Consider the following 12,568-nt stretch of genomic DNA (forward strand, 5'->3'; position numbering starts at 1 on the left):
AGGTTTAAAATAATAATGAATAAAATATCAGAATAATATGCCTAAATTTATAAATAAGGGACAAATGAGAAGAGCGACCGACGAAGAATTAGAAAAATTCTTCTCGGAAACAACATTTGAAGGTATCTTCTCACGTGAGATTAAAAGTAAGAAAACTGATTTTTATAAGGGCAGTATTATGGATATCAAATTGGAAGGAAGAACAAGTAATCTTGCTCCGTTGTTCCTGAATGTTCCCCGTTCCAGTAATACAATACCAGAAGGACCGTGTTCTTTCAAATGTAGGCTAAATGTTGCTGCATTTAGAGAAGAACCATCAAGATATATATTGAATCTGCTTGGAAGTTCTCTGCGTTCTATAAATTCTGTATCTACGCCAAGTATTGACATTAGTTCCAAGGATACTAAAGAGCAAGAACTTTTTGACATGTGGGGAGTAGAAAGCTGTCAATGTATAGGATTCTACCACTACGATGAGGAAAATGAAGTATATATTGTAGATGATCTTAGGAAACCCAACTTCGACCACATTCCATATTATCCAGGAGATTCAGAAAAAAAAGCAATAAAAATATCATATCCTAATAGAATCCTTGGCATTAAACTTGATGATTACTATGTTTTTACATGGAAATTATCTCATAGAAATGCATTTAACCCATACGAGATAGTTCTGGATTTTGAAAAACAGCAACCAAAGCCAATTGATCCCAAATGGTTCATTGACACCCTTTTTGATGACCGTCACAATGACAAATCAAAGAATTTTGGTTCAGCAACCAATTTTCTTGATACTCTAAGCAAACAATTAAGCGCAAAGGAATCTACATTTGTATATGAACTGCTACAAAATGCTAATGATTATCCTGTAGAGGGGAAAAGTGTGGATGTAGAGTTTTATATTACGGATAATTATCTTCTTTTCCTGCACTCTGGCGAGAAGTTTAACGTCAGGAATATTTCAGGAATCTGTGGTATCAACGAAAAGGAGAAAACAGCGAATAAAAAAACAATTGGTTACAAGGGTATTGGATTTAAAACAGTTTTCCTAAACAATCACTATGTATATTTACGTACAGGAAAGTATTCATTCAGATTTGATGAAGGTGAGATGCCAGAGAAAAAAATGGGTGGTAAAATCCGTCGTTTAGGTGCACCATTCCAGATACTTCCGATTTGGACGTCCCACAATGAAGTTGCAAAAGAAGTAAATGACATCTTAGATAGTGCTGATAAAAAATTCCAGGTACAAATTGCCCTGCGACCTGATGACAACAAGTTGTTACATGTTGGAAGGAACAGTTATGAAACACTTTTCAAAGATATATTCTCTGATTCAAATATTATACTCTTCATTCCAAACATCAATTCTGTAAGGGTTTTTATTAACGGAAATGAAGAGCGTACTTGTTATAGAAATAACGATGTATGGATTGTTGGGGACTATGAAAATGAAATAGCATTTGAGGTTCAGGAACTAATTAATAAAACCGTAGACAAAGGAAATAGTCGAATACCTGAGAAATATAAGGATTTTGAGCGTACGAAGGTGTCTTTTGCCTGTAAGCATAAGGGGGCGATGATAGAACCTGTAGAAGATGCTACATTGTATTGCTATCTTCCAACACGTGCATCATGGGGATTCCCTTTCTTACTGAACACAGATATGATTCCAAAGGGAGACCGAAATGATATTGAAACAGAGGTAAAACTGCTTGATGAAGATGAGACAAACTTCAACGTATTTCTATCTTCTATAGCAGGAAACAAACTCTTCTGGTGGATAAGAGATCTTCTTACTTCAAAGAAATATCAATTAGGAACGGTTTTTTCTTTAATTCCAGATTTTAAGAAATGTAAAAGAGAACACCGTGATTACACTGAGTTTATTGGTCAGTTTGAAGATGCTTTCAACGAGTGTATAGAAACGGAGACCATTGTACCTGTCCCGCAGGGTATTAGCATGGTCAAGAATGTGATTCTAGACACAACAGATTTAAGTACATCCGGAATTATGTCGGATGAACAATTTAGAAAATTTACAGGGATGGAAGATTTTTATCTTCCTTTGCCAATGTTGCGTAAAGACAAGAACTTCCTCTCTTTTTTGAAAAGGTATGCTAAAGATGAACAAAGATTTGACGAGGATAAGCTTGTAGACCTAATCGCCAATACTGATTTCCAAGAATGGCTGAATAATCAAGATAACAATAACAAATTCATAAGCTTCCTACTTGAAAAGAATTATTTAAAGAATCTCCTAAAAGAAGAAATCTTTTTGGAGGCAGAGGGTGGCCTTTTTAGTGCTTCAGACCTGTTTTATGACATAGATAACTATTTGGAGGATCTTCATGCTTTCGAAAATCATATTTTGTATCTTTCGCCTAAAACAAGAGAATTTTTTAAAAATAGTGAAAAATGGGATGAGATAATAAATGATGCATTTGCAGAATTTGATTGTGAAGAGTTTGTAGATAATTTACTTTTATCAGAATATGAATCTGAGACAAAGGAAAAACTTAAGGACAAATCGACATCAATCCATTTCTTCAAATTCTTGGCCGAAAACGTAAAATATAATGACTCTTACAAATATCTACCGTTCATATCTGTAAATGATGAGACAATTATCGACTTTAATGATAAATTTATATTCTTAAAGTCCGCAACAGGACAATCTATATTTGAGTCAAAATGGTTATCTACTATTGAAGTGGGGTTCGTGTCCGACGAATATACTGATAAAACCAAGAAGTATTTCAAAGAGAATTTTGGCGTGGTAGATTTTTCTCATGATTATCTTATTAAAAACATAATTCTTAATGATGATTACCGTGAAAGCATATCAGAAGGAATAGATGAAGATTATGAGATAAGTAAGACCTTTGTTGACTACTGTTACAATCATAAGTCTTTGTTCGAGAGTGGCTCCTTACGCAACTATGCCCTCAGTGTATATGATGGCAATGGCGATAATTATTTCTGCTTATCCGAGGATGTAATTTATTTCTCTTCTAATGAATATGATAAATATGCTGCAAAGGAGTGGATAGATAATAGTTGGATGTACGTACTTGATGATAATTACTTTGATGGTATTGCTGATAAGAATGATTTTACAGGCTTTCTTGACAAAGCATTTTGGGTTTTAAAACTAACGGAAAAGAATTTCTACCAAAAAGTTGTCAAGCCAAATCTTCCCAAGATATTCCAACTTACAAGTGGGGATATAGATTCTGATGGGAGTAAGAATATTGACTTTGTTTCCTATCTCGATCATAATTATATATTAATATTTGAAGAAGAACATGATTCTGCATCTTACAAAAACTTTATTATCTGCTCTAATGATATTGGTGACCTCAAATTAAGCAAAAATATTTACATCTACAACAATGAACTTGCCGACTTGCTATCACAAACTTGGTTCCCTGAAGGTATTGCTTATATGTGTCATAAGGACTATGGCAGTTCTAGAGCACTTGAAGCTATTGGTTGCAAACCTTTCAAATTTGGAGAATTTTATGATGCAATTATCATACCCAAACTCGGTGCAATCAACAGGCTTGTAAAGACAAAGGAGATGAGCATAGCCTTTCATTCATATATCATCGACAGGAGTGGAATGCTTTCTTCAGACCAACTGACTAATATGCAAAAAGCCAAGGTTTACCTCTATGGCCGAACTTCTGCTTCTGCAACCTCAACTGGTCACAAAACTCTTAGTGCCAAGGCGCGTGAGCTGTTTGATCAAAAACTTGTTTCCATATCTGACCTCGACATAATTGACCCTGATTATAAGACATCAGAAAATGCAGAATATTGGGAAACACGACTTGGCAACAGTAAATTCAATGTTGCAGACTTCTTTTCGTGGCTGAAAGAAAATGTAGCCACCTTCAATAAAACTATTGGAACTTTCGAGCAAAGTAAAGTTTTCTATCGATGGCTCAAAGAAAACGCCAGTGATACACATCTTGAAAGTGTACAACAGCTATCACTTACAAAGTTTGTAATGACTTCAGATGGAAATCGAAAGAGTGACACCATATATTTTCCGAATGCATACATGCCGGATGGAGGTATAGAAGAAGTAGTAAAACTCTTCGACCCAAATGCATGGTTTATATCTCCAGACTACATAGAGGATGGAGATGATATAGAATCATGGCAAACTTTCTGGTCAAAGTTAGGCGTTAAAAGTGAGATTATTGACATACTTTATAATACGGTTATAAAAACTCTTTCTACAATCAACAATGAGAATCTTCCAAAACTGCTTGCTGACAATCGACCAGCACTAGAAGAATTGTATGATAATGACTTAGTCTCTCATCTGACGGCACTTAGAGTAAAAGGCCATGATGGAAATTTTTACACACTCGATAAGACTGTCTATATTGATTGTGATTTAGACGAGCCCTTTACATACATCGAGCTGCCCAATGTTATTGCATTTGACTCAAAGGAAGAAAAGAAACTTATAAAAGATATTATTGAAGAAGTTGATGGTATCCGAATTACCTCCTTAAGCGAATGGCAACAGAAGAAAGTTGACTACTATCTTGAATTACAAGATAATGATGTAGACAATCTGCGTAATTATCATTACCAATTTATTGAAGAATTGGCTATTATCCGTCAATTGACCAAAGACAGGCTAAAGGCTATTGAACATATAGACAAGATTCTTCTTCTTAGCAAAGACGATGAATTTGCCTTGGCTAATAATCTAACTCTCAGCTCCGTCTATCATCCTAATTTCGACTTCGAATTATGTGGGGTGCAGACATCATACGTAAGCGACACATACGATGAGGAGTGTAAGGAGAAAGTTGGTCGTTTATTCAAGGATATGGGCATACACTATGACTTTGAGGAGAAAGACATTTCTCATCTTGCGTCACGTAAATGTGCCATCTATTTTTGGACACAATATGTAGTAAAGCCCAATATATCAATTGTATATATTAAAGAAATTATAAACAAGCATCTACTAGATAACGTTGCATGTATTCCGACCAAAGATTACATGAAATGTCCTTCACAGTTATACTTTGGGAAGGAAGTCAAAAATTATGTAAAGTCAATTGAAGACTGGGAAAATAAGATTCCCCTTCAAGATATACCTGAGATTAAACTAAATGATGACACAACACTTTTTTCTTTGTTACCTTTTGGTACAAAACTGAAGTTTTCTGATGCACTCTTTGCGTTGTACAAAAAAGCAGGTCAAGAAAGTAGAACACAATTGCTACAATGGATGATAGCTGATTATGACGAAGAAGCACATTCACCTTTAATTGAGCAATATAGAGAGGATGAGGAAGCAAAATGGTATAATAATAATAATGATCTTGTTCAGATAAAAGGTCTATATGCTTTGGACAATTCTGACAAGAGTCTCAAACAATACCTTGGATCCAGTCCTAAAATCATTAACGATTATTATTTCCCTGCTGGTGATTCATTCCGTAGAGCTTGTGATATATTAGGTATCCAAACCATAAAATTTGAGGACTTAATCATTGATTTTTTTGATGATGTTGTTGTAAACACACAGCATACGGACTTCAAGTTATATGCACTTGTTATTGCAGGCATTATCGACTCCACAAAATGGAAAGAATTATACGATGCCTATTGTGAAAAGATAGATGTACTAGTTCTTCACAAATGCAGCAATATCAATATTACATGCCAACAAGATAGAGAGATTTCAAAATCATTAAAGAAGTTTTATCATAAGGATGACTCTAATGATTTCTATTATGTCGACAACGATGCAGGATGGCATGATGGACGTATTTATAAGGATTTCTATAAAGCATTTGCCGCATATATTGGTGCATTGAGTATTACCGATGACCATCTTAATGACCTTATGTATAGCCGTGAAGATGCTTTGAGTTTCATTGAAGAGAATAATGCACTCAAACTTGATAATGAATACAAAACTGAACTTGAAAAGCTCATTTCGGGAGCAACAAACAATCTGACTGGCAAAGAAGCTGTTGAGGACGAAGTAGAGGATATAAATTCCGATTATCGCCCGAAGATTAGTATTCAGCGTGAAGATAAAGCTATCAATGAAGAAGATGACGACAATGAAGAGGTAGAGGAAGTTGATGATGGGAATGTATATGATAAGCAGGAAATCGAAGAAGAAAAAATCGATGAAATAGAAGCTGAAGAGGAGCCCACTGAGGAAGAAATCCCTGAGGATGACTATAGGCTTTCAGATGAAGAAGATTATTCTCTTGAGGATGAACTTGAAGCAACCCAACAAGAAGATTATACATCTCATGGAGAATTCATGCATGCGACTATCCAACGGTATCTTGACGGTGAGCATGAAGAAGTCGTATGCGAACATTATCGTAGTGGTACATGGGTACGTGGTCATTTTCGTAATGGGGTTTGGATAAGTGGTCATTGGCGTAGTGGTTCCTATGTAAGCGAGCATAGTCGTACCGCTCCTGATTATGATCATACAAATAATTCATTATCGCAAAAGACTGCTCGACCATCGTCCTCAACTTCTTCAGAGCACAAACCTGAGCTTCAACAGGAGATACCACAGCAAACGGTATCGCCTAAGAGGACTTCTTCTAAGGAATTGCCTTCTTCTGACAAAAAAGAGCCGCAAACAATATCGGGCAATGATTTTGATTCTGACCGCGGCTCATATGTTGGCTCCGTGAATAATGATAGTGATTATCAGCCACTTGGATCTAAGCCATATCCCCCACGTCAAAGAAGGAATATAAAACCTTATACACGTGAGGAGATAGATCGTTTGCGTTCTAACCCATCACCTCTCCAATTGGAATCACTTCCTCCCACTGCTGAAGAAATAGATATATTAGCAAAGTGCGGAATTAGCGTTGAACAGATTGCAGACACCAACTATCTTGTAAATCTTCGTCTTTACCAAAATCTACAGAAGGAACAAGGAGAAGAACCCGAGGAAGGCCTCGAACAGTTTATACGCAATGCCAATGATGTCGCAACTCACAGGATGAAGAGCGGCAAGTATGTCAGAGCTTACAGCGCCGCTCGTGGTGTAATGTATGTAGGTCCTTCAGTGTGGAAAAAAATGGTTGATGATAAGTGGGCCATCTGTGTTTACCTAGATGGACGAGGCAAGAAATTTGCATATATAAACTCTGCTGAAGAATTCCTCGAACTTGTTGCTAAAGATGATGTTGTAATTAAAATAACAGGCAAAGAAAAAGTTGACGTTGTGAACAAGCTGTACAACGGCATTTTAAATGGAGTTAAGGGAAGCGCATACACCCTTATTCGTGTAGCAGCCCAAACCAATATGGACGCAGTCTTTGCACACTATATTGGCGCGATGGCAGAAAAGGAGGATGGAAATGAAGAACTTAATGAAGACGAATATGATGAATAATTCAAAAATAACAAAATATCAATCATTCTTTGCAGATCAGGTAAAGGAGGCTATTGACGAGCAGCAAAAGATAAACCGTACTCAAATGCGGAATCTATTCAAGACAGATGACCTCTCATTGGCTTACGTCGATAGAGTCGACAATGAGACAGGTATGGTTATCCTAAAATGCCCACGACGTATGGCTCCTCGTCTAAAAGTACAGCGATCGCTTGTCGTAATTAAGAAAGAGGCGAAACAGCAACTTGGAGATCATCCTACAGAATGGACATGTAAATGGGAGGACTATGCCAGAAATCCTGATTACCATTCCCCAGAGACAGATTGTACACCTATGTATTTTGTCTCAGGAAGTGATAGCGGTTATGATTACGTTGCATGCTCAGGAATCAGTTCATCACTCTACGACTTGTTCTTGAAAACAACGTCTAAGGGAAAATCTCTAAGTGTTCTAGTTTATAGTCCTTTTCCCCCTCTTGATTATTTCAAGAACATGTCTAAGTACATGGATCTTTACCCGGAAAACAAAGAACTATATATTGAACCTACTCTTAATTATGAAGATTGGAAACCTGAAGAATTGGCTTTTGACGAGTCAAATCCATCAGGAATTAGCGATACTATTCTAGGCACACTTGAAAAAGATGATGTATGCATTGTTCAAGGCCCTCCTGGAACTGGAAAAAGTTACACAATTGCTACGATTATTGCTTCCTATCTCAAACAAAACAAACAGGTTTGTGTCACCACAATGGCAAATAAGGGGCTTATTGAACTTATAAAACAGAAGCCTCTAAATGAATTTGCCAAGAAAGGTTGTATTTATAAAACAAATCTATCAGTGGATGAACGTAAGCAGACAAGTGGTATAAAAAATGCATCTACAGATTTAAAAATTGCTGATGGAGAATTGCTGTGCGCTACCAATTATCAATTGTCAAGTGTTTTTAGCGACAAAAAATCATCTCTCTATGGACTTCCATCTTACGATTTGATAGTTATTGAAGAGGCCTCACAAGCATTTTTAACGGCTATAGCCGCTTTCAAGCAGCTAGGGAACAAATGCTTAATTGTTGGTGATCCCATGCAGTTACCTCCTATTGTAAAACTTGATAATCCGTTATATAACTCCTGGAATGTGAATACTCAAGTTGAAGGTCTGAAAACTTTTGCTCTAGGTACAAATATAAAATCATATAGAATTGTCACTACATTCCGTTTAACACAACGAAGTGCAGCTCTTACCAAAGTGTTCTATGGGAATAGATTTGTGTCAGTAAAGCAAAATTATCTTGACTTCTCACTTACCAAGAGTAATTTGTTCCCAAGTGAAGGTGGCGTATTATTCTGTTGTACAGGCGATGTACGTAATGGTGCATATTCTCAGAAAGCAGATGCTATCATAAGTTCTGTTATAGAAATACTAAATCAAAGCTATCCAGAACGTTCGCTTGCAATTATCACACCTTTCCGTGACTCTGTCAAAGAACTGCAGAAAAGATTCGCTCGTCCTGATTTAAGTCTTGACATTACGATTGAAACCATTGATCGTATTCAAGGTATGACAGTTGACTATGCTATTCTTTATATTCCTGCTCGCAATGCAGCCTTTGCACTTGAAGAACGGCGTTTTAATGTCGCAACCAGCCGTTCTCTCAGCACAACACTAATTATCTCTGATCTCCCCACAAAGGATTTTCATTCAGTTCCCCCCTCAGTTATTCGTTTTATTAACGAATGTGATGACATAGACGCTACGGGCCAGGTGCATCGGAAAAGAATCCATGAAGTTCCATTAGATATCGAATCTATAAGCACTAATGCATCTACTGTTAAGCCAACAATAAGCGTAAAAGTTGTTGGAAAAATTGATTTATCCAAATTTGAATGTCCTAAGAAGGAACTTGCTGCTAATAAAAAGAATTATTATATTATTGATACAAATGTATTTGTTGATTGTCCAGATGTAATAAGTAAGGTTGATAAAAAATATCCTGTCATATTATCAGCCAAAGTTACTGATGAACTTGACAAAATGAAAATAAAACTGGATGAACAAAAGAAAAAGAATGCAGAGAAAGCTTTGTGGCAGTTGAATAATGAGAAGGCTCATGAAATAATATATGAGTTTGCTGACACATCTTTATTGCCAGAGGATTTTGACAAACGTTCTCCAGATAATATGATATTATCCGTCGCATTAAAGTATCGAGAAGACAATCCAATTATGCTTACTTCTGATAATGGCTTGCAACTAAAGTGTAAGATCTTCAACATTGCGACAGTATCGTTAAGGAACTTTCTTAAAAGATAGATTCATGTTTATGGTAGACTTTTCCTTTGGCCGTTGAGCCAAGCGCAAGGTTTACGGTTCATGATTAAGCAATAGAACAGAAATCGAAAACGTTATAAGATATATGAGACTACCAATTAACATAGAAGAATTGCTCGGTGGACGGGCTGTGGAGGGTGACCGCATAGAGTATAAGACAGGATGGAATCCGGATGCTATCTACCGTAGCGTGTGTGCTTTTGCCAACGACTTCGACGAGACGGGTGGCGGTTATATCGTTGTGGGTGTGAAGGAGGTGAACGGCCGTCCTGTTCGTCCCGTCATCGGAATCGACCCCAATCAGATTGAGCCTATCGAGAAAGACATGGTGGGATTCAACAACCTGATGCAGCCTTACTATCAGCCGCGGTTGTATATCGAGGAGGTCGACGAGAAGACGATTCTGATCATCAAGGTGTCGGCTGGTGAGCGTCGCCCTTACAAGGTGCCAGACCAAATCACCGCCAGGCAGAAGACATACAACTACTACATCCGATATAACAGTAGCAGCATTGTGCCCAAGGGTGAATATGAGCGCGAATTGATAAACCTGGCAAACCGTACGCCGTTTGACGACCGAGGGAACGACCAGATAATGCTGAAGGACATCTCGCCGCTGTTGCTACACGACTATCTGGTGAAGGTGAAAAGTAGCCTTGCTAACGAATCGTTGACGGAGAACATGGAATCGGTGTTGGAGCAGATGGAGCTGCTGGAGCCGACGCCTGAGGGATATAGCATTAAGAACGTGGCAGCTATGATGTTCGCAGAGCGTCCAGACCGTTTCTTCAAGCAGTCGCAGATAGACATTGTTGTTTTTCCCGAAGGACGAGAGAAGAATCCCAATAACCTGATTGAAGTGGAACCCATCAGGGGAAGCGTACCGACGATGATTGACAAGACGCTGAGTTATCTGCGTACTAACGTTGTGAAGAAGAAAATAGTGAAGCCCAAGGACGATGAGCATTCCGACAAATTCTACAATTACCCATATCAGGCGCTGGAAGAGGCTGTTGTGAACTCGCTGTATCATCGCGATTGGACGATTAGGGAGCCGGTGGAGATAACCATTGAACCGGACAGAATATCGATTCTGAATTTCTCTGGGCCTAACCACACCATCCCAATGGAGGCTGTGCGTGAGGGAAAGTCGTTGCGTTCACGCCGCTATCGTAACCGCAGGCTGGGTGAATTCTTGAAAGAGTTAGATCTGACGGAGGGTCGTGCAACGGGTATTCCAACCATTCAGGACGAACTGAAAGCCAATGGTTCAACCAAAGCGACTATCGAGACGGACGAGGAGAGGACGTACTTCCTGATTGATATTCCTTGCCATCCAGGATTTATGAAAGAAACGCTCTCGGTAGAACAAATTGGCGTAAAAGGTGGCGTAAAAGAACCGAATGTCACCAAAGATGTCACCAAAGATGTCACCAAAGAACTTACTGAAAGACAATCAGTTATATTAGAAATGATTACCGAAGATTCTTTTGTGACAATACCAGAAATGTCACTAAAGACTGGTGTTGCGACAAGGACTATTAAACGCGATATAGAGAACCTACAGTCAAGTGGTATCTTAACTCGTAAGGGTGGCCGCAAGGATGGTGAATGGATTGTGACGGAGTTGGGCTTGGCTATGCTTGAAGCGTTGAAGAAGTAACATCTATCACAGTATCTGTGCGTTTGCCAATGTTTCAAAAAACGAGCGCAGAACCAAACTTGTTTGAGTTATGCTGAGTCAAAGAAACATCAACGCAGTTAACGACTTTGACACCTTTGAGACTACCGAAGACCGTTTGACCTTCTTGATTCATATCCCTATTCATGCTGGATGTGGCAATAAACCCGCTACGGAGAAAACTACGGTGATTACTACGGAGAAAAGTGCCATAGGTTCGGAGAAAAATGGTTCTGGTTCGGAGAAAAGTTCGGAGAAAAGCCAAGCAATCATCTCTGCTATTAGGCTAAATCCAAAAGTTACTGCGGCTGAAATTGCCATGAAGCTTGGGGTGTCCTCGCGTGCAGTGGAAAAACGTATTAAGACTTTGCGCGAAAATGGTGTCATTCGCCGCATAGGAGGCGACAAGGGCGGCTATTGGGAAGTGATAGAGAATGGTACTGAACAATAGCAACATACCGAAAGTGGCGTAAAAGGTGGCGCAAAAGAACTGTCTGAAATTCAGGAGGTTATTGTAAAAGAAATGCTATTCGCCCCGTCTATTACGACCAGTGAAATGGCGCAAAAGACTGGCATAAAGTTCAGAACTCTCCAGCGACATATCTCTCAGCTTCAGGCAATGGGGGTTGTTGTCCGCAAAGATGGTCGAAAAGATGGTTATTGGGAGGTCGTAAAAAACAAATAGTCTTCTGACAGATGCCAGCTATTGAGCGACTTCAGTTCCATGTCCTGAACGCTCTTCGACGGGCGCATCAGGGCAGCAGCCCATATCAGTCCTGTCAGTTCATCGGTAGCATAGAGCACTTTTTCCATGAGGTGCTCTGGCCTCACATCGACGGTTATGCCATAGCCGTGGCTACAGATGGCATGGATCATTTCTTCGCCAACGCCACCTTCACGCAACAGTTCCGGGGCTTTGATACAATGCTCTTCGGGATATAGTTCAAAGTCAATGTCGTGCAGCAGTCCGACCATTCCCCAGAAGTCCACTTCACTGGCATACCCAAGTTGCTCGGCATACCAGCGCATGACACCTTCCACAGTCAGCGCATGCTGCAGGTGAAACGGGTCTTTATTATACTTTCTCAACAGCTCCCACGCTGCCTCTCTCGTGATGATACTTTCCATAATCCTCTAT

General features: G+C 38.8%; 6 protein-coding genes. 5 read left to right on the top strand and 1 reads right to left on the bottom strand.

The window, feature by feature from the left end; translation table 11 throughout:
* The first annotated feature begins 37 nt into the window (after window positions 1-37).
* From BMY16_RS08300 to BMY16_RS16040, 5 genes are all read left to right on the top strand, one after another.
* Window positions 38-7,417 carry a sacsin N-terminal ATP-binding-like domain-containing protein gene (locus BMY16_RS08300; protein WP_211839333.1) on the top strand — a complete coding sequence of 2,460 codons (7,380 nt, stop codon included), beginning with the start codon at window positions 38-40 and terminating at the stop codon, window positions 7,415-7,417.
* Complete coding sequence (locus BMY16_RS08305; protein WP_091841974.1) at window positions 7,407-9,731, top strand: PIN domain-containing protein; 2,325 nt, start codon at window positions 7,407-7,409, stop codon at window positions 9,729-9,731. Before BMY16_RS08300 ends, BMY16_RS08305 begins: the two co-directional genes overlap by 11 nt.
* A gap of 103 nt (window positions 9,732-9,834) precedes the next feature.
* A complete protein-coding gene (locus BMY16_RS08310) occupies window positions 9,835-11,412 on the top strand; it encodes an RNA-binding domain-containing protein (protein ID WP_091841607.1) in 1,578 nt (525 codons plus the stop codon).
* A gap of 70 nt (window positions 11,413-11,482) precedes the next feature.
* Window positions 11,483-11,881: an HTH domain-containing protein gene (locus tag BMY16_RS08315; protein WP_091841608.1), complete on the top strand. Its 399-nt coding sequence runs from the start codon at window positions 11,483-11,485 to the stop codon at window positions 11,879-11,881.
* Window positions 11,882-11,953: 72 nt separating this feature from the next.
* The gene (locus BMY16_RS16040) at window positions 11,954-12,115 is read left to right on the top strand and encodes a helix-turn-helix domain-containing protein (RefSeq protein ID WP_091841610.1); all 162 of its coding nucleotides are present in this window, start codon (window positions 11,954-11,956) and stop codon (window positions 12,113-12,115) included.
* Here BMY16_RS16040 and BMY16_RS08325 read toward each other — a convergent pair.
* Window positions 12,088-12,558: a hydrolase gene (locus tag BMY16_RS08325; protein ID WP_211839334.1), complete on the bottom strand. Its 471-nt coding sequence runs from the start codon at window positions 12,556-12,558 to the stop codon at window positions 12,088-12,090. The genes BMY16_RS16040 and BMY16_RS08325 overlap by 28 nt on opposite strands.
* Window positions 12,559-12,568: the final 10 nt, after the last annotated feature.

This window comes from Prevotella sp. ne3005 (genome assembly GCF_900110085.1).
Classification (GTDB): domain Bacteria; phylum Bacteroidota; class Bacteroidia; order Bacteroidales; family Bacteroidaceae; genus Prevotella.